We start from the raw sequence: 23,474 nt of genomic DNA on the forward strand, positions 1-23,474 counted from the left end.
AATTAACTTCCTGATTGAATGTCGAGCGCGATGATATCACCGTCTCGGGTTTGCACATACATAATGTTGCCATCAACAACGGGCGCAACATAAACACCGTCACCACCCACTTCATAGCGACCGACAATATTACCGCTGTCGCTATCTAACCAGTGCAGATAACCTTCAAAATCACCCACAACGACATGATCGCGGTGCCATGCCGGGGCACTTAATTTACGACCGAACAGTTGAGTATTACTCCAGCGCTCAATACCACCGCTTTGCTCTAATGCGTAAACATGACTTTTAACATCGGTTAAAAAAATGCGGCCATTAGTCACCAGCATATTTTCAAACGCTTTATAGTCACGTTTCCAGCGTACTTCGCCACTCATCAGCTCCAGCGCAACTAACTCTCCGTTAAAAGCAACCATGTACAGGGTGGTTCCCTGAGTTGCTGGTTTCGCATCAACATCAGCTAAACGTTCGAGCTCTGTACTTCCGCTTGGCTTACCAATAGGCTGAGTCCATGCTTGCTGACCGTTCTCCGCAATAAGCACCATACCGACACCATTGCTGTCACCGACAACAATACCACCACTAATAATAGCGGGGGCCGAGGCGCCACGAACCGTAAGCATAGGTGTCTGATATTCGTATTCCCATTGCTGTTCGCCGGTTTCGGCATCCAGACTAATAACCTTTCCGCCCCCCGTATGCACAACAACCCGTCCTTCTCCGACAGCGGGATCGGACATGACTTCATTGTTCACTTCTGTATGCCAGACGATTTCACCGCTTTCAGCGTTAAGCGCTACCACATCACCATTTTCTGTCCCCAGAAAAACACGCTCATAACGAGCCACTAAACCACCGGATATACGCGCCGGGAAAGGGGTTGAAAAAATGCCGCTAAACCAACCTTCGTCGGTTGCTTCGTCGAATTGAATCAACTTGCGCAGGTCAATACGCCACAAGCGTTCACCTGTCGACTGATCAAATGCACTAACAATTCCATTCCTGTCTGCGGCAAAAACCTTGCCATACTCCACTACCGGATTAAGCCGCGAAAAATGCTCTCCTATGCCGTTGCCAACGGAAGCATCCCATAAAACCCGGGGCTGAACTTGCTCTGAAACAGCCTGTAATTCGGCAAATTTCGGTTCTTCATCATCACCAAAAACTGAGCATCCAGTAACAAGAATTGCAGCAGTAAAGAGCAAACTGCCTTTAGTAAAGCGTTTAATCAATTGCATTATGACTTAGCCAAGCTGTTGAGTTTCATTTGCAGCCCCGGAGTCAGTGACTCACCTGCCTGCAATGCGCGTTCATAGGCTGCACGGGCTTCTTCGGTATTACCCTGCTCAGCAAGAATATCGCCTTCCAGTTCCGCCGCAAACCCGACAAAAGCTTCAGGTAAAGACTTCTGAACCAAGTTTAAAGCAGTATCCAGTTGCTCTTTAGCGATTAACACTCGAGCCAGGCGGATACTTGCTAACGCGGACATATTTTTGTCATCAGTATTATCGACTACAGCCTGCAAAACAGTAACAGCCGTTGCCAAGTCAGCTCGCTGAGTTGCGTGCTTTGCTAATTCTAAAGCGACCAGTTGTGCGTAAATATTTTCTGGGTTTTCGCTAACAAATTCCTGAGCCTCAAGCACAGCATTTTCACTACCCTCAGACAGCTCTGTAGTCCATTGCTGGTAGTTTGCCGAAGCCCGCTCTTGGGTTTCCAGAGTGTGCTGATCGTAATAACGCCAGCCGTAAAACAAACCAAAACCAATAACAAGGCCAGCAATAATACCTTTGCCGTGTTCTTTCCAAAAGTCTTTTAAACGTTCTACTTGTTGTTCTTCATCCACCGGATTACCCTCTTGTCATTGGCTGCAGATATTCAAGAAGAGACTGCCAGCCCAGAGTTTGTTGTTCTTCAGCAGTACGTAATGGCTTTACCGTTACCTGCTGCTGTGCGATTTCATCAGCGCCGATAATCAGCGCAATTTCTGCACCCGACTTATCTGCTTTTTTCATTTGTTTTTTCATGGAACCACCGCCACAGTGGCTAACCAGCCGCAGTTCCGGTAAATCATTTCTCAGCTGTTCGGCAATGCGCGGGGCGTTTAGTTCCGCCTCTTCCCCGAACGGCATTAAGTAAGCATCCACGGTTCGTCTGGGAGTCAGTTTACCCTGCTCCTGCAATAACAACACCAGACGCTCCATGCCCATGGCAAAACCAACCGCCGGTGTCGCTTTGCCACCAAGTTGTTCAACCAGGCCATCGTAGCGACCACCGGCACAAACCGTACCTTGTGCGCCGAGGGCTGTAGTGACCCACTCAAACACTGTCCGGTTGTAATAATCCAGACCGCGAACCAAACGTTCATTCAAAGTGTAGGAAATGCCGGCGGCTTCTAAACGTGCGGTTAACTGCTCAAAATGTTCTTTCGATTCAGCGTCCCAGTATTCGGATAAACGTGGCGCTCCCGCAAGAATCTTCTGGGTGCTTTGATCTTTGCTATCCAGAATACGCAGAGGATTACTCTCTAAACGTCGCATACTGTCATCATCCAGCTCACTGCTGTAGTCAGACAAATAGCTTTTTAAGGCGTCACGGTAGTTAGCGCGAGCCTCATTAGAACCCAAGGAGTTTAATTGCAGCTCGACTTGATCAGCAATGCCAAACTCACGCCATAATCTGGCCGAAAGCAAAATCACCTCAGCGTCAGCATCAGCACTCTCTAAACCAAAGGTTTCAATACCAAATTGATGAAATTGGCGGTAACGCCCTTTTTGCGGGCGTTCGTAACGGAACATAGGCCCCATGTACCACAAACGCTGTATTTGGTTGTACAGCAAACCATGCTGATTCCCAGCGCGAACGCAGCTTGCGGTTCCTTCAGGGCGCAGAGTGACACTTTCACCGTTACGGTCGTCAAAGGTGTACATTTCCTTTTCGACAATATCCGTAACTTCACCAATTGAGCGCTTAAACAGTTGCGTGCTTTCCAGCACCGGCATACGAATTTCACTATAACCATAGCTTGCAGCAACACGTCGTATTGCTGCTTCAACCTGCTGCCAGGCTGGACTTTGCTCTGGCAACAAATCATTCATGCCACGAATTGCTTGTATTGTATTCGCCACGGAACCTTCTCGTCTGGTTATCGATACAGAAAATAAGCGGGTATTATAAGGACTTTGTCGATGCGGGTAAAATCAACCGTTAATTTCTTTTACGTCAATTTTATGAGCTTCAATAAACTTCACTTGCTCGCGAATTTGTGCTTCCAGTTCATCCACTAAATTATTATTATTCAATCTCAATTTCTGCCGTGCACCACCAATGTAAAGACCACTCTTGTTTTTGGCACCAGCAAGGCCAACCTCGGATATCAGGGCTTCGCCCGGGCCGTTGACCACACAGCCTATAATAGATACATCCATTGGAATAGTAATATCTTCCAACCGTTCCTCTAAAGCATTAACGGTACCAATAACATCAAATTCCTGACGTGAACAACTTGGGCATGCAATAAAATTGATTCCGCGCGCCCGAATACGCAGCGACTTTAATATATCAAAGCCTACTTTAATTTCCTCAACCGGGTCTGCCGCCAGCGAGACCCGTAACGTGTCGCCAATACCTTCCGCCAGCAACATACCTAAGCCAACAGAGGACTTTACGGCACCGCTACGTTTACCACCGGCTTCGGTAATCCCTAAATGCAGTGGCTGATCAATTTTTTCGGCCAGCAAGCGATACGACTCAACCGCTAAAAAGACATCGGATGCTTTAACGCTGACTTTAAAGTCGTAAAAATCGAGTTTATAGAGAATATCAACGTGCCGCATTGCAGACTCAACCAAGGCTTCGGCGGTCGGTTCGCCATACTTTTCTTGTAAGTCTTTTTCCAGCGACCCACCGTTAACACCAATACGAATCGGAATGTTACGTTCGCGCGCGGCATCAACAACAGCTTTAACTCTGTCTTCACGGCCAATGTTTCCCGGGTTAATACGCAGACAATCAGCACCATATTCAGCAACTTTAAGCGCAATGCGATAATCAAAATGAATATCGGTAACCAGCGGTACAGAACTACGTTGCTTAATAAATTTAAAAGCTTCCGCGGCTTCCATTGTCGGTACAGAAACCCGAACAATGTCCGCACCCGCCTGAGCCAATGCTTCGATTTGAGCGACGGTTGCATCAACATCGGTGGTTTCAGTATTTGTCATGGACTGCACAGCAATCGGTGCGCCATCGCCGATAGGTACATTACCTACGTACAAACGGCGTGAAGGACGGCGTTTAATTGGATTCTCGTGCATCATAACGTTAAATTGACCTCTACTATTCTTCAGACGGTACGGTAAATCGGGCTACCCGGCCACTGCGAAACTGACCCATATCAACTGTATTACCGTTGAAACTTATTTTAGCAGCTTCAGGTTTACACAGTGTCACTGAAAATGGTGCATTGCCCGGAACCGGCATCCGGTAGCCAGCGGCTTTTACGCCCACAGCCTGTGTTTCACCAGAAGCATCATCAATTTTGACCCAACATTCTTCATTAAATTCTAACACCAAACTCGCCGCACTGGCTTCTGCCGGCGCGGCTTGTTCTGTTGCCGCTTGATCAGCTTCTGCTGGTTCGTTTTCTGTCTGTTCGTTATTTTCAGCCGGCGACTCGTCAGTATCGGCTGTGTCAGCAATAGGTTCAACGGCCATTGGATCAGAACTACCAGACTCACCGCCAGCTTCTTCGGCTTCTTCTGTCGGCTCCTGAACTGACTCTACAGCAACGTTAGTATCATCCGTTTCCACTTCTGATTCTAAAACCGCTTCGTCTTCATCCGGTTGAATTTGTGGCTCCGTTGGCTGATTTGAAATTTTAATCCCACCAACACTGCCAGCTTCGTCATTTTCGTTCGCGGGAGCAACTTCGGAGCTTTCCTGCATTCCGGTTGCGCCTTCACTAAATCCAAGATCCGGCTCCTGCCACCACCAAATGACCAGAGCAATAACAATAATAATAACCACATAGGTGATCAGCATTAAGCGGTTATCATTTTCCTCATGCTTTTTTCGTCTTGAGAAGCTTTGCATCTGGCTGCTTTCAACTTCCTGAAAGCCTTTAGCTTTGTACGCTTTAAACAGCTCAGTGTCATCCAGATCAAGCAGTTTCGCATAAGATCTTAGATAACCTTTAATGAAGGTTGCCGTAGAAAAACTTGAGTAGTCGTCGGCTTCCAGCAATTCAATAATTTCTTTTCGCAAACGCAACTGGTCTGCCACCTCACGCGGGCTTAAACCTTTAGCTTCGCGGGCTTCTTTGAGTATTTCACCAGGACTTTTACTCGGCTGTTGTTTTGTTTCTTGTGCCGCTTCTGGTTCTGTGTTTTCGTTATCTTTGGTTGATTCGTTTTCAGCAGTCATGATTGTAAGGGGTTTCCCTGTTAAGGTTGAGCTGCATCGTGACTTATCTGAGCCAGACATTCAGCCCTATTGGCATCAACTCTGGCATGATGTGAATAGGCTGGATCCAATGTCACTTTATCAAAATACGTTAGTGCTGTTTTCCAGTCACCAGCCACACACAATGCAACCGCATAGTTATTGTACAATGCACCGCTCTTAGGTTGCCATGATAATGCCTGTTGGTAAAGTGACAAAGCTGAATCAATGTCATTTGTCGACAAATACCATTGCCCCAACGCCAGATTAGCGTCAAGAGACTGAGGATTCTTCGTTAATGCTGTTTGCAGATGCGGATAGGCAAGTTTTAGTTTCCCTTGCGCTAAATAAGCAAGTCCAAGCCGCAACCGTACATCTTTACCCTCAGCAACTGGCTTTTCGGGGTTAGCGGCACAACCGAATAGCGCTGCGGCTATCAATAATAAAACGGCTCGCATTATCACACTCCCTGTGTCTGCGATTCTGTTAATTTACGCGGTCTTTACAGCTATTGATTCCCCACCACGCTGCTTCTCCTGACGCTTCAGTATGCGTTTGGTACGATCAATGACATCACCAACCAATTGCCCACAAGCTGCATCAATATCATCACCGCGAGTTTTCCTGATCATCACCGTGAAACCATACTCCATCAGTACCTTAGCAAAGCGGTCAATACGCGAGTTACTGGAACGCCCGTAATCGGAGCCCGGAAACGGGTTAAACGGAATGAGGTTAATTTTGCTTGGGGTATCTTTTAAAGTTTTCGCCAGCGCATGTGCTTGATCGGTGGAATCATTCACATGGTCCAGCATGACATACTCTACCGTTACCTTATGCTGAGCTTTTGACTGCTCAACATAACGACGGCTGGATGCCAGAAATTGTTCAATATCGTACTTTTTGTTGACCGGTACTATCTCATTACGCAGCTCGTCGTCTGGTGCGTGCAACGAAATAGCCAACATCACATCAATACGTTCGCGCAGTTTTTCCAACGCCGGAACAACACCTGAAGTGCTCAACGTAACACGACGCTTTGATAAACCAAAGCCCAGGTCGTCTAACATCAATTCCATTGCCGGAACAACATTGTTCAAGTTCAGCAAAGGTTCACCCATGCCCATCATGACAACGTTGGTAACCGGTTTAATTCCGGTTTTGCCGTAAGCACCAAGTAGCTGGTTAACCCGCCATACCTGACCAATGATTTCTGCCACACTCAGGTTACGGTTAAAGCCCTGAGCCCCGGTTGAACAGAAAGTGCATTCCAGTGCACAGCCCACTTGAGATGAAACACACAAGGTTGTGCGATCACCTTCGGGTATCCAAACGGTTTCAACATCCTGACCGTCAAACAAGGTCATGGCAAATTTAATGGTGCCATCCGATGACTGCTGTTGTTCGCGAACCTCAGGAGCACGTATTTCGGCAACCTGCTTGAGTTTTTCACGCAGAGCTTTATTGAGATTGGTCATCTCATCAAAGTCATCGACACAAAAATGATACAACCATTTCATCACCTGTTCCGCACGAAACGGTTTCTCACCCATTTCACGAAAGAATTCTTTAACCCCTTCACGATTCAGGTCGAGTAAGTTCACTTTTTTATCAATTGCGTTGGTCATAAAGCTCCGGTTTTCTTACGTGTAGCCTGACGTTTACGTCAGGATGTGACCTGATGCAATAGCATCAGGCTACATCTTTTTTATGTCTTAGCGAGTGCGCTGGCAAACTTCTTCGTCACTGAAGAAATACGCAATTTCGCGCGCCGCAGATTCAGTTGCATCTGAACCATGTACCGCATTTTCGTCGATAGTTTCAGCATAGTCGGCACGGATAGTTCCTGCCAGTGCTTCTGCTGGATTTGTCGCACCCATGATGTCACGGTTTTTACGAACCGCATCTTCGCCTTCCAGAACCTGAACAACGATAGGACCTGAAGTCATAAATTCAACTAAAGCACCGAAGAAAGGACGTTCCTTATGTTCCGCGTAAAAACCTTCCGCCTGTTCTTTGCTTAAGTGCATCATTTTAGCACCAACAATGCGAAGACCCGCAGATTCAAAACGGTTGTAGATAGCGCCAATTAAGTTTTTTGCAACTGCATCAGGCTTGATGATTGATAGAGTACGCTCTAAAGCCATGGTTATAAACTCCAATAAATATAAGGGATAAGTTAGTCGCGCGGATTATACGTGAGATCAGCACAAAAATCGAATACCCAGTGATTGTTTTTTCACTGACTCTAAGCTAGGATGATATTACAAATTAGCCATATAGACGTCCATTTAACGATAAGGAGTTATTACATGGCGAGCAATGAATACGAACAAGCCACTCTCGGCGGCGGCTGCTTCTGGTGTGTTGAGTCTGCCTTCTTGCAAGTAAAAGGCATTCAGTCTGTTAAGTCAGGATACACTGGCGGTCATACAACTGATCCAACCTACGAGCAGGTTTGCAGTGGTGCAACCGGTCATGCCGAAGTCGCACAACTCGAGTACGATCCGGAGCAGATCTCTTACCGTCAAATCTTAGAAATCTTTTTCACCCTGCACGATCCGACTCAGGTAAACCGTCAGGGCAATGATGTCGGTACGCAATATCGCACATCAATTTTCTATCATAACGATGAGCAAAAGCGGGAAGCCGAAAAAATTATTGCAGAGCTAGAAGCTGACAATGCATTTGCAGACCCTATCGTAACCGAGGTAACGGAGCTGGGCACGTTTTATCCGGCAGAGGATTATCACGAAAACTACTACGCCAGAAACCCGGAAAACCCCTATTGTCAGGCGGTCATTTCACCGAAGCTGGCTAAATTCCGTAAAACCTTTGCGGGTCTGCTGAAAGACTAAGCAGCACCTCTTAAAGTACCGATAGTGCGGAGGATGAGTTCTACTGCACTGTCGATATCATCTTCGGACGTGTAACGACCGATACTAAAACGCAGCGAGCTCATTGCCAGTTCGTGTTTAACCCCTAACGCGCTTAAGACATACGAAGGTTCAACACTGGCCGAAGTGCAGGCAGAGCCTGAAGAGAGCGCGAGATCTTTTAATGCCATTAACAACAGTTCGCCATCGACTCCGGCAAAACTGATATTCGTAATATGTGGCACGCGTTGCTGCTCTGAGCCATTTAAGGTCACACCTTGCAACGGGCTAATTCCTGTCCATAATCGCTGACGCAAGTTTTCAATTCGTGCAGGTTCCAGCTCCAACTCATTACGCGCCATTTCCGCCGCCACACCCATACCAACAATTTGATGAGTGGGTAACGTACCTGAACGCATACCGCGCTCATGACCGCCACCGTGCATTTGTGCCAGCAAGCGAACCCTGGGCGCACGACGCACATACAATGCACCAATGCCTTTAGGTCCATACATTTTATGAGCGGAAAGAGACATTAAATCAACTGGCAGCTTGGCCATATCCATAGGCACTTTACCGGAGGCTTGCGCAGCATCCACATGAAACAAGGTGCCATTTTCGCGGCATGAATCGCCAATAGCCGCTATATCCTGAATAACGCCAATTTCGTTGTTCACCAGCATAACGCTGACCAGCACAGTATCTTCTCGCAAGGCTGAGCGGAACTTATCCATATCCAGCAAACCGTCACTACCAACGTCCAGGTATGTGACTTCAAAACCTTCTTTCTCCATCTGAGCACAAGTGTCCAGTACCGCTTTATGCTCGGTTTTCAAGGTAATAATGTGCTTTCCTTTAGCGGAGTAATACTGAGCTGCGCCTTTTATCGCCAGGTTATCTGACTCGGTTGCCCCGGAGGTAAATACAATTTCACGCGCGTCGGCATTGATAAGCTCCGCCACTTGATGACGACCAATATCAACCGCTTCTTCAGCCTGCCAACCGTATTTATGAGAGCGCGACGCCGGGTTGCCGAAAAGTCCGTCCTGAGTTAAACAACCCATCATTTTCTCTGCAACAACAGGATCAACCGGCGTAGTTGCAGCATAATCGAAATAAATCGGTAACTTAGGCACTGGAGGCTCCTGACAATCTAAAGGTGGTATTATAGGTGAGAGTTTAACTTAATCTCTTCTTCATTGTGATTATGCAGCGAGCTTTGTCGGTGCAGAACGTTACCAACGTCCTGCTTATTCATGAGTTCAGCTAACGTAATTCCATCCAGAAAGTCAGCAATTCTCTCACTCAGACCTTCCCACAAAGAATGCGTTAAACAACGCTCGCCGCCCTGACAATTGGCTTTTCCCTGACAGCGGGTGGCATCAATGGATTCATCTACGGCATGAATAACTGCTCCGACAGAAATATCTGTCGGCAAACAACCTAAGCGATAACCACCACCGGGACCGCGTACGCTGTCGACTAATCCATGCTTGCGCAAACGTGCGAATAATTGCTCCAAATAAGACAGTGATATGCCCTGACGCTCAGAAATGTCCGCTAACGGCACGGGGCCATTCGCCGTGAAAAGCGCAACATCCAGCATAGCTGTGACTGCGTATCGACCTTTTGACGTCAGGCGCATGATAGTTCCTCTGCTGTTTAATTGATTATTATTATTACTGGCAAATTCTACATTCCCGACTGTTTTAGTCAAGTATTACCTGTCGATTTATCAATCGAAGCCAACATACCCCGTAAAATATTAATTTCATTTTCCTCCGGCCGGGCGCGGTTAAATAAACGACGTAACTTTGTCATTACCTGCCCGGGGTGCTGAGGAACAATAAATCCAGTATCACCTAAGGTTGTTTCAAGGTGCTGGTAAAACCGTTCTAAATCTTCAGCTCGCGGGTATTCCGGCAAGTCTCCGGTAGCCCGTTGTTTCGACGCCAACCATTGCATGCGCAACTCGTAACTCACCGTTTGTACCGCCATCGCTAAGTTCAGCGAGCTGTAATCCGGGTTAGTCGGTATATGCAGGTGAAACTGGCTTAGCTGCAACTCTTCGTTAGTCAGTCCGCTGTTTTCGCGGCCAAAGACCAAAGCGACCTGATGTTTTCCTGCTTCATCTAAAACCTTGGTAGCACAATCCCGCGGACCCAGTAAAGGCCAGTCCAGTGTTCGGTTGCGGGCACTGGTTGCAATAACCAACCCGCAGTCAGCAATGGCTTCCTGCAACGTGTCTACAATAGTCGCCGATGCCAGAATATCCGTTGCACCTGCTGCTAACGCCGATGCATGGCTGTCAGGCTCCTGCACAGGGTCAACTAAAGTAAGTTTAGACAGCCCCATAGTTTTCATGGCGCGGGCAACAGAACCAATGTTTCCGGTGTGGGACGTGTTCACCAGAACAATACGTATGTTATCAAGCATCGCGTTTTCCTCAGGTTTTTCTCGGCTTATGGAAAAGTTTGGCATGATACCGTAACACTGGTATGATCCGCGACCGAAAATTGTTCTTTTACAGCACAGGTAATTGGTATGCATCCGATGTTAAATATTGCGGTGCGCGCAGCGCGTGCAGCCGGCAAAATTCTAGTTAAAAATTTCGACCAGGGAAGCCCCATTGAAGCCGAATCAAAAGGCTTAAACGACTGGGTAACAGATATGGATAAAGCCGCAGAACAGGCAATTATCAACACCATCAAAAAGTCTTATCCTGATCACGGCATCATTGCAGAAGAAAGCGGTACTCAAACGGGAAAAGACAACGATTTTCAATGGGTTATTGATCCGCTCGACGGCACCACCAATTACATGCGCGGTATCCCTCACTTTTGTATTTCTATAGCTTTGCTTCACAAAGGCTCTGTTCAACAGGCCGTTGTTTACGATCCTATGCGCGAAGAATTGTTCACCGCAACTCGCGGCGCGGGTGCGCAGTTAAATGGTCGTCGCTTGCGTATTTCACCTAAAGTAGAATTGAAAGGCGCCATTCTGGCCACCGGCTTCCCGTTTAAAATGAAAAGCCGTATGCCCGAATATTTGGAAATGTTCAGTACCTTGTTTGAGCATTGCGCCGATATTCGTCGTGCGGGCGCAGCCGCACTAGATTTAGCCTACGTTGCTGCCGCACGCCACGATGCATTCTGGGAAATGGGTCTTAAGCCCTGGGATATGTTGGCCGGCGAATTATTGGTGCGCGAAGCCGGAGGCATCGTCAGCGACTTTCAGGGCGGCCACAACTACATTCAGTCAGGCAACATAGCAGCCGGTGCGCCGAAAGCATTAAAACAAATGCTGGCACAAATTCGCTGAGCTCTTTGATAACTAAAGAGCAGTAAGCCGAAAAGCAAAAACGCCGTCTGAGGTTACCCAGACGGCGTTCTTTTTTATAATTCGATTTCTTCCAAATCGAGATCTAGCGAGTAGTCCATATCAGAGAGTTCTTCCCGTAACCGGTACTTTTCCTTCAGTTGTTCTATTTCACGCCACTTACGTTTTCCGGCGCGACCTTTACCAGACTTGTCATTTACCTTTTGCAGTTCTTCTGAATTATCCATGGTATGACCTCTGTTCTTTTTGATACAACTTTTCTAATTATGGTATTAGCGCTGTGACAAATCTGTTTTTTAACAAAAAAGCCACAATTCATAACTACCACACGCAAGGCCACATTAAAAGAACTTTGTTACTGTTTTGTTAATAAGTTATGGCAAAGGTGTGAAGAATTAGGTGATTAGCTCAACCTGAGGGTAGTTCGTCTTAAAGAAGTTCTGGACGGAATCAAATTGCTGAATTGGAAACACATAATGATGGCTGATTTGGTAATTAAAAGGGAAGCTCAAAATAGCGAAGTTTTTATCGTATTCACCAACAGCCACTCGCTTTAACTTTTTAGCTGGCACTTGCTCAAGACCGACCCGCAATTGCTCACCTTGTACATCAAGCAAGGCCATCATATTTTTTACTTCGCTTATGTTATGGGAGTTACTTGCAAAAGCGTCAGGGTGAATATAAAAAGCCAACAAAACCAGCATAGCCCCATATAACTGTCCCCAAAATCCTAAATCAAAATAAAACAAGGCCAAATAGGGAAGAAAGACCAGGGCAAATCGAAACCATTTCGGAATTTTTATAATGTATTGATTAAATTTTTCTTTGGAGCTTTGGTTTTGATTCATTTCTCTAGCACTTGTTTAAGCGTGATTAATTGCTGAACAACTTTCTCAAGATTCGCAGGCAGGCGTTTAGGCTGATAATTCAAAATATACTCAACCAAGCCTTTGCGCTCAATAACCGGTACACTGGGCGGAGAAGACAACTTAACCCGCGCGCTGCGGTGAGAGAAAAACACTACGCCATCTATCCAGGTTGATGCCCGGTTTTTCTTAAGATGCTCCGCCAAAACATGAATCTGCTTCTTTAAAAGCTTCAGGGTTTTTAATTCGCCTTTAGCACTCGAGCGCTTAGTGGATGCCGCACCAATAATAGCGAATAGATAAACTAACCCAATAATCCACCAGAAGTTTGGCAATTGATACACCCAAAAGCCCGCAATAGGAGCGCCGATAATAGCAGCCCATAAACGGACTTGGTTTACTTCCTGAGAAAGGCGATTTTTGGTTATGTACTGCGTGTCGGCCATGACAGTTACTGCTTGTTCCTGATATCGATTAGTCTTATTTAACCACCAAAGCGCCCAGTCGTCAGCTTCAATCAGAGGTTTCGTTAAGCAAAATAAAGATCCGATTAAAGCGCGTAAGCGTAACTCAATGAAAGCATTTAAGTGGGCTGTTTATGGAACTTACTGAATCGGAGCAATCCCGAATTATCGAAATGGCGTGGGAAGACCGCACGCCATTTGAAGCCATTGAAGAGCAGTTTGGCCTAAAAGAAAAACAGGTCATTAAGTTTATGCGCTCTCAGCTAAAACCCAGCAGCTTTCGACTCTGGCGCGAACGGGTTTCGGGACGCAATACTAAGCATCGCAAACTGCGTCCCGCTGGAGTGTCCCGCGGCTACTGTCCAACACAGTATAAACAGCGGTAGTTTATACCCGACTAAAGCATGCTCTTCAGAACATTATCTTTGCGAATAAAATGGTGATGCAAAGCCGCTGCAATATGCAAGGCAACTAAAGCAACCAATGCTAACGCCAGCCAGCCGTGCAACTCTCGAAAAAGCGCATAGGTCTGGATATCCACATTCAGTGCCGCCGGCAAGCGGAACCAGCCAAAGACATCAGCTGGCCGCGCCGCAAAATATTGCATTAGATACCCTGAAATTGGCATGGCGAACAACAGTAAATAGAGTAGCCAATGAGCAGCCTGAGCGACAAATTTTTGCAGATTAGATAAATCATTTGGCAATGCCGGAATCTGATGAAAAAAACGATTCACTAAGCGGGCAATAACCAGCACGGCAGCCACAACACCGAAGGCTTTATGTACCGTCAAAATAGTCAACTGCCAGGGTTCCAGTGAACGAACCATTAATAAACCCGCCGCCAGCATCGAAATAATCAAAGCTGCCATTGCCCAGTGAAACAAGCGCATCGATAACGAAAACTTTTGTGTATTACTCATTGCCCGGTTCCTCCAACTCACCCATTAACGCTTCTTTTGCTCTGCGTCGATAGGACTCCGCATAAGCAGCAGAGCGAGCTCGAAGTATCGGGTCGCGCGTTGCTTCAATACCCGTTGGCAGCACCAGTGGGTCGTAATTGATACCATGACATTCGCCCTCTAGCTGTGGCGTTACTGCGGTAATGACTACCTGCCCGGCAATAATCTGCTTTCGACTGTCCGGCCATGCCTGGGTCGGATTATTCTCGTCATCTTCATCATTTGCCAAGGTAAAAACCCAGTCAAAAACGACATTTTCTTTCGCTACCCGATGAGTAATTTCTTCATGCAGCGCATCCACGCCCTCTAAATTGTCAGCTGAGACAGCAACACTTGGCTGCATAGCCCAGCGCACGGCTTGCTTTTCACCCGCGGAGTTAACCAAATAAAACGCGTTAATGCTGTTGTAGATTTCGGCGGCAAAACTGCCACTAGGCTGGTACTGGGCTTTCCAATTCAAAAATTCGCTGGTTTCCGGATGCTCCGCAAAAAACGCTTGTATTGCTTCGGAGCCAGCCTGAATGGCCTGAATTTGCTGATAAAAAGTATGAGGATCTTTAACCGCCATAACTGGCGGAGTATTCATTGCAATACGCCATTGCTCGGTCGAGCTCGTGGCAAAGCTCAAAGCAAAACTGCGTACCGGAGCTTTCAAATCGGGCGCGGTTGGGTTATTACCGGCTACCGAAAACCGTCCGGTAAAAGGTATTGCGCCGGTTTCAAATAGCGACGCTTCTGAATACTCCACTAATTTTCCATTAGAGCGGAATTCGCCCGTGACACAAATGCCTTTCGCGTGCGCTCGACGAAACCCAGGGTGTGCTGTTTCTCCTTGCTGCAAATTCACAAATTGCTGTGCCGTAACTTTAGGAGCTTGCTCAGAGAGTTGTTGAGCTGCAACGCCTGCTATTGGTGTTAGCAGTAAGGCTAAATATCGCTTTTTCATGTTGAAAATACTCTTATTATAATTTTTTTCGGTTCAAGTATATCAGTCAATAGAGCACTGCGAGCAACGTTCTTTACCTGTTAAGAGCTTTGAAATGCGGTTGCGGTAGCGCGCAAAGAATAAGTAGGCTTTATCAGCAAACCAACGAATAGCTGGCCAGCGCAGCGGCGCAATCATCCAGCCTTTATCTACCTGCGACCAGGCAGCGTGGGTGACATCCAGTCCGTAAATCATTTCACCAGAGCGGCTCTGCCCGTGCAGATACTGGTTCGCTTTAGCGACATCCACCGCAGGGTAGCGCTGATTAAAGTCCGGCTCATTAATATTCTCAAACTGGATTTTTCTTTGTTCATCCAGTTTCCTTAAATGCCGCATCTCCTTAACGCACAAGGGGCATCCGCCATCATAAAAAATAACAAGTTTCGAGTTTTGCTCTGACATTAGAACCACCGTTTTTCGAGTTTCATGTTCTTATACGGTATTTTTTCGTATTCGATTCATGCTGTAGTTCAAAAGTCGGTTTGCAAGCTCTGCTCGGGAACACCAACCTGAGTTAATGGCGTTTTATGATACAGCCACCAGCGTTCATTAAGATGTTGCCTCTTTCAGAATACGACATTACCACGCTGCTAACTTTAATACCCAGTGCTAGTATCTAAACGAAACGCTGGCGCAGAGGCGCTGGAACTAACTGGAAAGTAAGGAGGCAAGGATGCCAAAACTCTTTAAAGTTCATCTCGTTTATGCAGTTGTTCTTTATCTCACCGCCTTTTTCGCCTGTCCGGCACTGGCTTTACAAGATTCACCGCAAACCCAGCTGGCAAAAGTGTATGAACAGGACACGACCACCCCGGTTAAAGACTACTTAGTCAGTGAAAAATATGACGGTATAAGGGCCATCTGGACCGGCGAACAACTGCTGACCCGGCAAGGCAACCCGATATCAGCTCCTGATTGGTTTACAGCGCCATTACCCGCGGTCTGGCTAGACGGAGAATTATGGACACAACGCCAGAACTTCGAAAACTTAAGCTCAATTGTGCGAACTCAGATTCCTGACAATAACGCCTGGCGTCAGGTCAGTTATATGGTGTTTGATATGCCCGATAAAGCGCTTCCATTTGAGCAGCGTTACAAAAACTACTCAAACCTTATCGGGCAAATAGATGCAGAACACATTAAGGCGGTAAAACAACAGCGGTTTCATTCCAACCATGCGCTAAGCGAACATCTTCAGGCCGTGGTTGAGCATGGGGCGGAAGGCCTGATGCTGCACTTGGCAAAGGCAACTCACCAAACCGGCAGAAGCAGTTCGTTATTGAAGTTAAAGCCCTATTTCGACGACGAAGCTGTAGTGATTTCGCATTTACCCGGCAAAGGCAAATATACAGATATGCTCGGCGCTCTGCGAGTGCGCAACCAACAAGGTATTGAGTTTTCTATTGGCACCGGATTCACCGATGCCGAACGGGCGAACCCTCCGCCTATAGGTAGTACAATAACCTACAAATACCATGGCTACACCAATAACGGAGTGCCACGCTTTGCCAGCTTTTTACGAATTCGGGAAGAGCCCGACGATGAATGACTTTTCGGGCAAGGTGCACATGCGTAATATGCAGAAGCTGGAAAAATTGACACCCGATACGTTACAAGTTACAGTTCAGTTGTGATCCGAAACTTCAAACACAAAGGTTTGGCTAAGTTCTTCAGGTTCGGTAGCACCGCAGGAATCCAGGCCGCTCATGAAAAGAGACTCCAACTTATTCTTGGTAGGCTTAATGCGGCATCAAGCGCTCAAGATATGGATTTACCAGGTCTTCGACTCCATGAGCTTTCCGGTAACCGCTCTGGAATTTGGTCAGTGACAGTTAGCGGAAACTGGCGCGTGACCTTCCGATTTGAGGATGGAGACGCCGAAATAGTAAATTATGAAGATTATCACTGAGGTATTCCTATGTTAATGCACAATCCACCCCACCCTGGCGAAGTTGTACGGGAGCTTTGTCTCGAACCTCTTGGCTTATCTGTAACCGCTGCTGCGGAAGCTTTGGGCGTAAGCCGAAAAACGTTAAGTGCTGTTCTGAACGGCAAGGCTGGTATTAGCCCTGAAATGGCTATCAGACTCTCAATTGCATTTAATACTTCGGCAGAAAGCTGGCTAAAGCAACAGTCCCAATATGAACTCTGGCATGCTGAGCAACATCGCAAAGAACTCAAGGTTAAGAAGCTGGTTGCCGCATAGTAGAGCAATTAACCGGTTGAACCCTACCGTTAGGGTATTATTTCTTATTACAAAAAGGCACTATATAAAAGCATTATCAGTCAGTTAAGGGATTAACACCTTTGTTAGTTTTCAATCAGGTCAGCCAGTACCACGGACATCAGTGTGTCTTTCGCAATTTATCCTTAACGATTGAAGCGCCCCGCGTGTGCGTTACCGGCCCCAACGGAGTGGGTAAAACCACGCTGTTGTTATTGGCCGCAGGCCTGATCACACCCCGGGAAGGCAATATTACCTTTCAACAGCAAAGTGTTGTTCTGCCGGGCAGTAAGCAAAACATTGGAATAAGCGCCAGCAAAGTCGCCTTACCCACTTTTATGACGCTCAAGGAACTCCTGAATTTTCATGCGCTTCAGTTCGGTTGTCGTGCTTACGAAACGTGGATAACAAAATTCGGGTTAGAGGAATATTTAACCACTAAAGTGGCAAATTTATCCTTAGGCAATTATAAGAAACTGAGTTTAATCACCGCTTTAATGCATCAACCCGGCTTATTGCTTTTAGATGAGCCCAGTAATGGGCTGGATGAGCGGTCCCGCGAGACACTTAAAGAGCTTATTATCAATTATCCGGGTCAGATTGTCATGGCAAGCCACGAAAGTGAGTTTTGGGATAATAGTGACGTGCAGCATATTCCGCTGCAAAACCTGATTAGCGGTGGCATGTGAGCTACTGGTTATTTCGGGTTAGAGTTTATCACCAGTCGTTAAAGCAATGGCTCGACAGCTTACGGCAAATTAGTACGGGCTTAGTGGCTTTGTTTCCTCTTGCTCTGCCCGCTCTGATAATGATGCCGCTTCTGTCGATAGGCGTCATGGCCAGCCCTGAAACCAGCGCTCCGGTCTTTCTGAACACGCTATGGGGCTATCTGCTCTTGCTGTTTAGTTGGGTGAGTTTTCAGCGTGCTGGCATTTGCGCCACTCATTACCAACTTTACCTGAAATCGCTTCCCATTAAGCCGGTGGTCAAATCCGCTAGTAATCTTGGGTTGATGATGTACGGCGCAAACTTCTTTATCCTCGGTCCATTAGTACTGCTGCTCATTGTGTTGTTTCAGCAAAGCGGCAGACTGATATCCGGCGACTGGGTGCTTTGGAAGGAGCTCATCCCTTTATCGGGTGTTGTGGTGCTCGCAGCTTATTACGCCATTATAGCCGTTAAAAATAAACTGCCATGGCTCAGCCTGCTCATTTTTCCGTTTCTTGCTTTCGTCTTACCTTATGAGCTGACTAAACCTGAATGGCTAATGCTATGGGGTGCCGTAATTGTAGCCGAACGGTTGATACCAACCTTCTCAATAAAGCTCGGCAACTGGCCAGAGGGGTTTTATCGATTCCTTTTACAAGCCGACATCGCATCACCTAACGGGGAGAAATTAAGACTGGTGTCGCTATTACTGCTTATAGCCCTGACCCGCCTCAGCGCCTCGCAGCTAGAGCCGGAGGTACAACCTTATCTCCTCAATTTAGTCAGCTTTGTTAGCGCATTATTATTGGCAAGTAGCTTATTCGGGACCCAGGCACTTAGAAAACAGTATCAACTGTACCTCACCAGCCTGCCCGAGAGTCAATCGGTGCAGTTGGGAAAAAGTGTTATTTACGCCTTTTTTAAAGCGCTGACAGGAACATTGCTTGTTCTGGCATCAGGGATTTTTACAGAAAGCCAATGGGTTTTATGGCTGTTGTTTTATATCAGCACTGCTACTGGCATATTGCTGCGCCCGCAATGGTTTCTGCTGTTCCCCTGCGTGGCAGCCCTTATCGTTTTTCTGGCGTCAGAATTTTTATGAAAAATTCAGGGAGCCTTTACCGCTGGCTCCCTGCACTTTAATGAGCAGAACTTAATTTTTCTTTTCAGGTAAAATCCTCATCAAAACTGGCGCAACACCAACCCGGGCTTACGGCTAGCCACCCGCATACTAATACCTGCCACTGTGAGCCAGCAAATAGCAAAGGTAAGTGCCGCGGCGCCTATATATAAAAATGCGCTTTGGCTTGCACGTACATTAAAGCCAGAAAGCCACCACTCAACTAAAAAGTAGGTGCCGGGCAATGCAACTAAAACGCTGATAGCCATAAGCACCATATACTCTTTAGCCAATGTATTGACGATTTGCATGCGCTTGGCACCAAGTACTTTTCGCATCGCGACTTCTTTGCAGCGTTGCTCTGCGCTGAATGCAGCAAGACCAAAGAGCCCAACGCAAGTGAGGAGTATCGCTAAGCCCGCAAACAGCATAATAATGGTACGCTGCCGCTCCTGGTTGTGGTACATGGCAGTAAAATCAGCGCCGAGCCAGGAGGTACGTATATCCATGCGGTTGAGTCGTTGCTGCAACATGGTTTCAATTTCCGCGCGTGTGCTCAGCGCCGTGGCGGGTTCCAGGTGAATGATCATATTGCCAAATGCCATCGGTGAACGTCCGGCAATGATAACCGCGGGTTCCATTCGCCGTAGCGCAGTGCCAACCTGAAAGTCATCAACAACGCCGACAATATGAAGTTCCGTCGGCATCATGTCATCAACCATCCAGTGCTTACCAATGACTTCATCCGGGTTATTGTAGCCCGCCTGACGCGCCAGTGACGCAGTAATAATTGCCGACGCGGTGCCTCGCAATTCGCCCGTGGTAAACCAGTCTGTCTGACGCTCGGAATCGAAGTCGCGCCCTGCCAGTAAACGCAATCCGATGGTTTCAGCAAAATTGTAGCCAGCACCCAAACTCGCCACGGGTGGTAAGCTATCTGCTTCGGTCTGACCCGGAATGCGCAGCGATGACACTTGAGAGTATGTTTGGGTAAGGTCAATATCCATTGCACTTGCTGCCTGCACGCCAGGTACTGCGGCGATATCCGTCATCAAGCTTTGATTGTCTGACCACAACAGTTGCTCGTTATTAATGCCATGCACCATCAGCCGCGTTTCGGTTTGATAACCCGTGTCCTGATTGAGCAGAATATCGAGCTGCTGCTGAAGTATCGCGCTACCAATCAGCAACGCGACGGTAATAGCGCCCTGCGCCACCAATAACCCCTTGCGTACCCACACCGCAGTGGTACCGCACTGCAAATCGCCGCTAAGTACCCGTTTGGCATTAAACGCCGAGATAAACAGCGCGGGGTAAATACCCGCTAACAAACCAATCATGGTACTGCACAGCAACAGCAACGCGCCGAAGCTCCCAAAATACTCAAGGTTAATCGGCCGGTTGACCAAACCACTAAAGGCACCAACACTGAGCTCTACTATCACCGCGGCAATAAAGCCGGCAATGAAAGTCACCATCAGCGACTCAACCATAAACTGACTAAATAACTGCCAGCGGCTAGCGCCTAATGTTTTTCGCACACCAACCTCTTTGGCGCGGTTACCCGAGCGGGCAATACTCATGTTGATAAAATTAATACTCGCGACCAACAGCAGTAACCCAGCCAGCACTGACGCCGTTAGCAAGGTTGCCTGCGAACCATTGGTTTTAAATTCATGCGCCAGTTGCGAATGCAGGTGAATGTCGGTGAGGCCGCGTAAGCGAATATGCGACATAGTCCGACCGTTATAGGCCTTATTATTCAGCGCCTGCGACACACTTTCCACTAGCCTTTCAAGATGAACATCAGCCGGAATCCGCACATACACATAAGCGTTGTTCAGACTCAAAGGTTCGCTGAGACTCTTGTCAGAGACTAAACGTAAGGAATCCACGTGAAAATGACTTTGCTCCGGAAACTCAACAATAGCAGCCACCTTGAACACCCTATTCTCACTGGTCAGTCTTTCGCCAACACTGTCGCTACGCCCAAACAAACGTCGGGACTGTTCGAGCGACAAGGCTATATAACCGGGGTCACTGAGCATCCGGTCAAAATCACCCGCGATAGTGTCAAAGGTAAAATAATCAGCAAAGTTAGGTTCTATGGCGAGGGAATCAAGCTCTAGTGGCAACCGTGCGCTTTGCGGACGTACATTCACCGAATCTTTAAACATTCGGGTGCCTTCAATGCGCGAGTCAAACGCCTGAAACTCATCAATGATGGCCGGGCTGCTGATGGGGAACCGTTGCTCCAGCGGCACAAAGAATTGTTCAACCCGATAGGTCTGCTCGGCCTCTGGGTGCATCTGGTCATAACCACGCTCGAACTGCACATAAAGCAATATCAATACAGCAGCGGCTAAACCTACCGATAGTCCAATTAAATTCAGCGCTAGGTGAACTTTTTGGCGCAATAGCGCGCGCAAGCCGGTTTTTATATAACTGGTAAACATAGAGACTTGCTCACGCATGGCTCACCTCACCAGCGACCTCATTGTTGCTATAACTAACGTTATCGCTCACGTTTTCAGAGACAATACGTCCATCCAGCATACGCACAATGCGGCTGGCATAACGGGCTTCATGCTCAGAGTGAGTGACCATAACAATGGTGGTGCCCTCTTTATTCAACTGCCGTAATAGCTGCATCACATCGTCACTGTTCTTCGAGTCGAGGTTACCGGTGGGCTCATCGGCGAGAATAACCGCCGGATTAATCACCAGTGCCCGCGCCACGGCCACCCGCTGTTGCTGACCGCCGGAGAGCTGAATCGGCCGATGGTCAGCACGATGATCAATGTTCATTCGTTTAAGAATTTCCTCAGCACGGGCGCGGCGCTGTTGCCGGGGCTGGCCAAGATATTGCAGTGGCAGCTCTACGTTCTCACGTACGCTCAGCTCGTCAATCAGGTTAAAACTCTGGAACACAAAGCCAAGCGCAGATTTCCGCAGATCTGCCAGCTTACGCTCATTATAAGCAGCAATGTCGGTACCTTTAAACTGATACGCACCAGAGGTTGGTGAATCAAGCATGCCTAAGATACTCAGCAGAGTCGACTTACCACAACCTGAAGGCCCCATAATAGCGACAAAGTCACCGGCCTGGATATTCAGGTTAATGGCATTCAAAGCCGTGGTTTCAAGCTGCTCGGTACGAAATACACGAGACACTTTATCCAGGCTGATGAGTGAATCTGTCATGGCGGTTATCCTTATTGTTGTAACTGAATACTATCGGCTTGTTGGAAGTCGCGATAGCTAGATGTAATGATTTTTGTGCCCTCAGACACACCTTCTAAAATTTCAACCCATTGCGGGGTCTGACGTCCCAGACGCACTGGAGTCCGCACAGCGCTAAGCGAGTCTTCGTCAAACACATAAACAAAATGCCCGCCACCTTCCTGTAAAAACGGGCCACGCGGAATCGCCAAGCGTTGCTGTTCATCTTTTTCCAGGTGCAACGTCAGGTTAAACGACTGGCCGCGGGTCATCTGAATGTCGTCGGTGAGGTTAAACTCGATTTGAAACTGGCTATTAGTGACCCGACTATCGATACGATCCACCTGTAAAGCCAGTGTTTTTCCTCCAACCTCAGCGCTGGCAGCCATACCCAATTGAATCCGGTTAAGATAAAACTCGTCAATGCTGGCGACCAACTTGTAGCGTTCAGGTAAATCAATCTGACCCAGGCGACTACCAGCTGCGCGCGATTCGCCTTTTTCAACGTTAAATTCACTCAAATAACCGCTAATAGGCGCACGAATCAGTAAGTTATTGACATTCTGGCGGGCAAACTCCAGGTTACGGGTCAGCATGCCGACACTGTCTTCAAGCTGGTTTAATTGCAGCTCGCGAATTGTTTCTTCCGTGTTTTGACGTTGACGAGCCAGTTCGAGCAGGCCTTGCTGGTAATCCAGTTTTTCACGCAGGCTGGTCAACTCTTCATCTGACACCATCGAGCGGGCGTGTAATTCCTCGCTTTGAGCAATATGGCGTTTTAGCGTCTGAATTTGATATTTCAGATCCAGAATGTCGCGCTGTAAGTTAAGCCGGTTGGTTTCCATGGTCATCTGGGTGTTACGCAGAAAGTTCATCTGTTCAGTGACCTGAGCTTCCCGACTAATAAGGTCCAACTGCAAATTGGTATTGCTCAGTTGTACCAAAGGTTCGCCCTTTTCTACGTAGCTGCCCTGCTGCACAAAACGTTCTTCTACTCGGCCACCATCGGTAAGGTCTAAAAATACGGTTTGCTGTGGTACGGCACTGGCACGCAGGCTGATACTTTCACGCAATACGCGCGGCTCGACAGTCGCAAGACTAATGTCCTGCATCGTGAGCGTGCTACGTAAACTACTTTCTGACGAATTGAGCTGCCACGCGACAACAGCAATCAAAATCAGGATGAAGCCGGTAATGCTAAGCTTCTTAAGGGGGAATCGGTTCTTCTCTAATTGTTTGTCCATAGCCTATCTCGCAGTAACATCAT

At 47.5% G+C, this 23,474-nt stretch carries 28 protein-coding genes; 8 read left to right on the forward strand and 20 right to left on the reverse strand.

Annotated features, from left to right (window positions below; all coding sequences use genetic code 11):
- Positions 1 to 2 precede the first annotated feature (2 nt).
- The 8 genes from bamB to ndk form a co-directional block, all read right to left on the reverse strand.
- On the reverse strand, positions 3 to 1,238 hold the full coding sequence (bamB, locus tag L8G48_RS07260; protein WP_248263940.1) for an outer membrane protein assembly factor BamB: 1,236 nt from the start codon (positions 1,236 to 1,238) through the stop codon (positions 3 to 5).
- Positions 1,238 to 1,846, reverse strand: a complete 609-nt coding sequence (locus tag L8G48_RS07265; RefSeq protein WP_248263941.1) for a tetratricopeptide repeat protein — start codon at positions 1,844 to 1,846, stop codon at positions 1,238 to 1,240. Before L8G48_RS07265 ends, bamB begins: the two co-directional genes overlap by 1 nt.
- Positions 1,847 to 1,850: 4 nt before the next feature.
- Entirely contained in the window at positions 1,851 to 3,128 is a 1,278-nt protein-coding gene (gene hisS / locus L8G48_RS07270) for a histidine--tRNA ligase (RefSeq protein WP_248263942.1), read from the reverse strand.
- A 72-nt stretch (positions 3,129 to 3,200) separates the two neighbouring features.
- Positions 3,201 to 4,319 carry a flavodoxin-dependent (E)-4-hydroxy-3-methylbut-2-enyl-diphosphate synthase gene (gene ispG / locus L8G48_RS07275; protein WP_248263943.1) on the reverse strand — a complete coding sequence of 373 codons (1,119 nt, stop codon included), beginning with the start codon at positions 4,317 to 4,319 and terminating at the stop codon, positions 3,201 to 3,203.
- A gap of 19 nt (positions 4,320 to 4,338) precedes the next feature.
- Positions 4,339 to 5,424, reverse strand: a complete 1,086-nt coding sequence (locus tag L8G48_RS07280; RefSeq protein WP_248263944.1) for a RodZ domain-containing protein — start codon at positions 5,422 to 5,424, stop codon at positions 4,339 to 4,341.
- Between the two features lie 20 nt (positions 5,425 to 5,444).
- Positions 5,445 to 5,900 (reverse strand): tetratricopeptide repeat protein, encoded by a 456-nt coding sequence (locus L8G48_RS07285; protein WP_248263945.1) that lies wholly within the window; start codon positions 5,898 to 5,900, stop codon positions 5,445 to 5,447.
- Positions 5,901 to 5,933: 33 nt separating this feature from the next.
- Positions 5,934 to 7,070 carry a dual-specificity RNA methyltransferase RlmN gene (rlmN, locus tag L8G48_RS07290; protein WP_248263946.1) on the reverse strand — a complete coding sequence of 379 codons (1,137 nt, stop codon included), beginning with the start codon at positions 7,068 to 7,070 and terminating at the stop codon, positions 5,934 to 5,936.
- An 87-nt stretch (positions 7,071 to 7,157) separates the two neighbouring features.
- A complete protein-coding gene (ndk, locus tag L8G48_RS07295) occupies positions 7,158 to 7,589 on the reverse strand; it encodes a nucleoside-diphosphate kinase (RefSeq protein ID WP_248263947.1) in 432 nt (143 codons plus the stop codon).
- A 165-nt stretch (positions 7,590 to 7,754) separates the two neighbouring features.
- Between ndk and msrA the strand changes: the two genes are divergently transcribed.
- Entirely contained in the window at positions 7,755 to 8,300 is a 546-nt protein-coding gene (gene msrA / locus L8G48_RS07300; RefSeq protein ID WP_248263948.1) for a peptide-methionine (S)-S-oxide reductase MsrA, read from the forward strand.
- On the opposite strand, the gene L8G48_RS07305 is transcribed toward msrA, so the two are convergent.
- The 3 genes from L8G48_RS07305 to trmJ form a co-directional block, all read right to left on the reverse strand.
- On the reverse strand, positions 8,297 to 9,454 hold the full coding sequence (locus L8G48_RS07305; protein ID WP_248263949.1) for an IscS subfamily cysteine desulfurase: 1,158 nt from the start codon (positions 9,452 to 9,454) through the stop codon (positions 8,297 to 8,299). The two genes, msrA and L8G48_RS07305, sit on opposite strands and share 4 nt — an antisense overlap.
- 29 nt (positions 9,455 to 9,483) lie before the next feature.
- Entirely contained in the window at positions 9,484 to 9,963 is a 480-nt protein-coding gene (gene iscR / locus L8G48_RS07310; protein WP_248263950.1) for a Fe-S cluster assembly transcriptional regulator IscR, read from the reverse strand.
- Positions 9,964 to 10,031: 68 nt separating this feature from the next.
- Positions 10,032 to 10,754, reverse strand: a complete 723-nt coding sequence (trmJ, locus tag L8G48_RS07315; RefSeq protein WP_248263951.1) for a tRNA (cytosine(32)/uridine(32)-2'-O)-methyltransferase TrmJ — start codon at positions 10,752 to 10,754, stop codon at positions 10,032 to 10,034.
- 108 nt (positions 10,755 to 10,862) lie between these two features.
- On the opposite strand from trmJ, the gene suhB reads away from it, so the two are divergent.
- Positions 10,863 to 11,639 (forward strand): inositol-1-monophosphatase, encoded by a 777-nt coding sequence (gene suhB / locus L8G48_RS07320; protein WP_248263952.1) that lies wholly within the window; start codon positions 10,863 to 10,865, stop codon positions 11,637 to 11,639.
- Between the two features lie 74 nt (positions 11,640 to 11,713).
- Here the strand turns inward: suhB and L8G48_RS07325 are convergent, their stop codons facing one another.
- The 3 genes from L8G48_RS07325 to L8G48_RS07335 all read right to left on the reverse strand — a co-directional run bounded on the left by L8G48_RS07325 (position 11,714) and on the right by L8G48_RS07335 (position 12,969).
- Positions 11,714 to 11,884 carry a DUF3545 family protein gene (locus L8G48_RS07325; protein ID WP_248263953.1) on the reverse strand — a complete coding sequence of 57 codons (171 nt, stop codon included), beginning with the start codon at positions 11,882 to 11,884 and terminating at the stop codon, positions 11,714 to 11,716.
- Between the two features lie 168 nt (positions 11,885 to 12,052).
- Entirely contained in the window at positions 12,053 to 12,505 is a 453-nt protein-coding gene (locus L8G48_RS07330) for a hypothetical protein (RefSeq protein ID WP_248263954.1), read from the reverse strand.
- The gene (locus L8G48_RS07335) at positions 12,502 to 12,969 is read right to left on the reverse strand and encodes a hypothetical protein (RefSeq protein ID WP_248263955.1); all 468 of its coding nucleotides are present in this window, start codon (positions 12,967 to 12,969) and stop codon (positions 12,502 to 12,504) included. Before L8G48_RS07335 ends, L8G48_RS07330 begins: the two co-directional genes overlap by 4 nt.
- A 152-nt stretch (positions 12,970 to 13,121) precedes the next feature.
- Here L8G48_RS07335 and L8G48_RS07340 point away from each other — a divergent pair, with 152 nt between their 5' ends.
- Entirely contained in the window at positions 13,122 to 13,373 is a 252-nt protein-coding gene (locus L8G48_RS07340; protein WP_282444714.1) for a TIGR03643 family protein, read from the forward strand.
- 11 nt (positions 13,374 to 13,384) lie between these two features.
- Here L8G48_RS07340 and L8G48_RS07345 read toward each other — a convergent pair whose 3' ends face one another.
- From L8G48_RS07345 to L8G48_RS07355, 3 genes are read right to left on the reverse strand one after another with little or no spacing between them, the layout of a single operon-like run.
- Positions 13,385 to 13,909 (reverse strand): cytochrome b, encoded by a 525-nt coding sequence (locus tag L8G48_RS07345; RefSeq protein WP_248263956.1) that lies wholly within the window; start codon positions 13,907 to 13,909, stop codon positions 13,385 to 13,387.
- Entirely contained in the window at positions 13,902 to 14,894 is a 993-nt protein-coding gene (locus L8G48_RS07350; protein ID WP_248263957.1) for a catalase family peroxidase, read from the reverse strand. The genes L8G48_RS07345 and L8G48_RS07350 overlap by 8 nt, the downstream gene beginning before the upstream one ends.
- 42 nt (positions 14,895 to 14,936) lie before the next feature.
- Complete coding sequence (locus L8G48_RS07355; protein ID WP_248263958.1) at positions 14,937 to 15,335, reverse strand: thiol-disulfide oxidoreductase DCC family protein; 399 nt, start codon at positions 15,333 to 15,335, stop codon at positions 14,937 to 14,939.
- Positions 15,336 to 15,606: 271 nt separating this feature from the next.
- On the opposite strand from L8G48_RS07355, the gene L8G48_RS07360 reads away from it, so the two are divergent.
- The 5 genes from L8G48_RS07360 (at position 15,607) to L8G48_RS07380 (ending at position 18,967) form a co-directional block, all read left to right on the forward strand.
- On the forward strand, positions 15,607 to 16,482 hold the full coding sequence (locus L8G48_RS07360; RefSeq protein ID WP_248263959.1) for a DNA ligase: 876 nt from the start codon (positions 15,607 to 15,609) through the stop codon (positions 16,480 to 16,482).
- 81 nt (positions 16,483 to 16,563) lie between these two features.
- Complete coding sequence (locus tag L8G48_RS07365; RefSeq protein WP_248263960.1) at positions 16,564 to 16,842, forward strand: type II toxin-antitoxin system RelE/ParE family toxin; 279 nt, start codon at positions 16,564 to 16,566, stop codon at positions 16,840 to 16,842.
- 15 nt (positions 16,843 to 16,857) lie between these two features.
- A complete protein-coding gene (locus L8G48_RS07370; protein ID WP_348983644.1) occupies positions 16,858 to 17,139 on the forward strand; it encodes a HigA family addiction module antitoxin in 282 nt (93 codons plus the stop codon).
- A gap of 101 nt (positions 17,140 to 17,240) precedes the next feature.
- A complete protein-coding gene (locus tag L8G48_RS07375) occupies positions 17,241 to 17,846 on the forward strand; it encodes an ATP-binding cassette domain-containing protein (protein ID WP_248263962.1) in 606 nt (201 codons plus the stop codon).
- Positions 17,843 to 18,967 carry a DUF6136 family protein gene (locus tag L8G48_RS07380; RefSeq protein ID WP_248263963.1) on the forward strand — a complete coding sequence of 375 codons (1,125 nt, stop codon included), beginning with the start codon at positions 17,843 to 17,845 and terminating at the stop codon, positions 18,965 to 18,967. The genes L8G48_RS07375 and L8G48_RS07380 overlap by 4 nt, the downstream gene beginning before the upstream one ends.
- Positions 18,968 to 19,047: 80 nt before the next feature.
- Here L8G48_RS07380 and L8G48_RS07385 read toward each other — a convergent pair whose 3' ends face one another.
- The 3 genes from L8G48_RS07385 to L8G48_RS07395 are packed head-to-tail and all read right to left on the reverse strand — an operon-like array spanning position 19,048 to position 23,451.
- The gene (locus tag L8G48_RS07385; protein WP_248263964.1) at positions 19,048 to 21,459 is read right to left on the reverse strand and encodes an ABC transporter permease; all 2,412 of its coding nucleotides are present in this window, start codon (positions 21,457 to 21,459) and stop codon (positions 19,048 to 19,050) included.
- Positions 21,452 to 22,189, reverse strand: coding sequence for an ABC transporter ATP-binding protein (locus L8G48_RS07390; RefSeq protein WP_248263965.1), 738 nt, complete (start codon positions 22,187 to 22,189; stop codon positions 21,452 to 21,454). The genes L8G48_RS07385 and L8G48_RS07390 overlap by 8 nt, the downstream gene beginning before the upstream one ends.
- Before the next feature lie 11 nt (positions 22,190 to 22,200).
- A complete protein-coding gene (locus L8G48_RS07395; protein ID WP_248263966.1) occupies positions 22,201 to 23,451 on the reverse strand; it encodes an efflux RND transporter periplasmic adaptor subunit in 1,251 nt (416 codons plus the stop codon).
- Positions 23,452 to 23,474: the final 23 nt, after the last annotated feature.

Origin of the sequence: Idiomarina aminovorans (assembly GCF_023155095.1) — a bacterium.
In the GTDB taxonomy this organism is placed as follows: domain Bacteria; phylum Pseudomonadota; class Gammaproteobacteria; order Enterobacterales; family Alteromonadaceae; genus Idiomarina; species Idiomarina aminovorans.

What these genes read in the sequence shown, in the direction of transcription:
- L8G48_RS07285 (WP_248263945.1), bottom strand. Translation starts at nt 5,900, where the DNA reads ATGCGAGCCGTTTTATTATTGATAGCCGCAGCGCTATTCGGTTGTGCC.
- L8G48_RS07370 (WP_348983644.1), top strand. Translation starts at nt 16,858, where the DNA reads ATGCACAATCCACCCCACCCTGGCGAAGTTGTACGGGAGCTTTGTCTC.
- ndk (WP_248263947.1), bottom strand. Translation starts at nt 7,589, where the DNA reads ATGGCTTTAGAGCGTACTCTATCAATCATCAAGCCTGATGCAGTTGCA.
- L8G48_RS07385 (WP_248263964.1), bottom strand. Translation starts at nt 21,459, where the DNA reads ATGCGTGAGCAAGTCTCTATGTTTACCAGTTATATAAAAACCGGCTTG.
- L8G48_RS07325 (WP_248263953.1), bottom strand. Translation starts at nt 11,884, where the DNA reads ATGGATAATTCAGAAGAACTGCAAAAGGTAAATGACAAGTCTGGTAAA.
- L8G48_RS07355 (WP_248263958.1), bottom strand. Translation starts at nt 15,335, where the DNA reads ATGTCAGAGCAAAACTCGAAACTTGTTATTTTTTATGATGGCGGATGC.
- L8G48_RS07335 (WP_248263955.1), bottom strand. Translation starts at nt 12,969, where the DNA reads ATGGCCGACACGCAGTACATAACCAAAAATCGCCTTTCTCAGGAAGTA.
- L8G48_RS07345 (WP_248263956.1), bottom strand. Translation starts at nt 13,909, where the DNA reads ATGAGTAATACACAAAAGTTTTCGTTATCGATGCGCTTGTTTCACTGG.
- L8G48_RS07280 (WP_248263944.1), bottom strand. Translation starts at nt 5,424, where the DNA reads ATGACTGCTGAAAACGAATCAACCAAAGATAACGAAAACACAGAACCA.
- L8G48_RS07350 (WP_248263957.1), bottom strand. Translation starts at nt 14,894, where the DNA reads ATGAAAAAGCGATATTTAGCCTTACTGCTAACACCAATAGCAGGCGTT.
- msrA (WP_248263948.1), top strand. Translation starts at nt 7,755, where the DNA reads ATGGCGAGCAATGAATACGAACAAGCCACTCTCGGCGGCGGCTGCTTC.
- ispG (WP_248263943.1), bottom strand. Translation starts at nt 4,319, where the DNA reads ATGATGCACGAGAATCCAATTAAACGCCGTCCTTCACGCCGTTTGTAC.
- L8G48_RS07395 (WP_248263966.1), bottom strand. Translation starts at nt 23,451, where the DNA reads ATGGACAAACAATTAGAGAAGAACCGATTCCCCCTTAAGAAGCTTAGC.
- suhB (WP_248263952.1), top strand. Translation starts at nt 10,863, where the DNA reads ATGCATCCGATGTTAAATATTGCGGTGCGCGCAGCGCGTGCAGCCGGC.
- bamB (WP_248263940.1), bottom strand. Translation starts at nt 1,238, where the DNA reads ATGCAATTGATTAAACGCTTTACTAAAGGCAGTTTGCTCTTTACTGCT.
- L8G48_RS07330 (WP_248263954.1), bottom strand. Translation starts at nt 12,505, where the DNA reads ATGAATCAAAACCAAAGCTCCAAAGAAAAATTTAATCAATACATTATA.
- trmJ (WP_248263951.1), bottom strand. Translation starts at nt 10,754, where the DNA reads ATGCTTGATAACATACGTATTGTTCTGGTGAACACGTCCCACACCGGA.
- L8G48_RS07390 (WP_248263965.1), bottom strand. Translation starts at nt 22,189, where the DNA reads ATGACAGATTCACTCATCAGCCTGGATAAAGTGTCTCGTGTATTTCGT.
- iscR (WP_248263950.1), bottom strand. Translation starts at nt 9,963, where the DNA reads ATGCGCCTGACGTCAAAAGGTCGATACGCAGTCACAGCTATGCTGGAT.
- L8G48_RS07340 (WP_282444714.1), top strand. Translation starts at nt 13,122, where the DNA reads ATGGAACTTACTGAATCGGAGCAATCCCGAATTATCGAAATGGCGTGG.
- L8G48_RS07360 (WP_248263959.1), top strand. Translation starts at nt 15,607, where the DNA reads ATGCCAAAACTCTTTAAAGTTCATCTCGTTTATGCAGTTGTTCTTTAT.
- rlmN (WP_248263946.1), bottom strand. Translation starts at nt 7,070, where the DNA reads ATGACCAACGCAATTGATAAAAAAGTGAACTTACTCGACCTGAATCGT.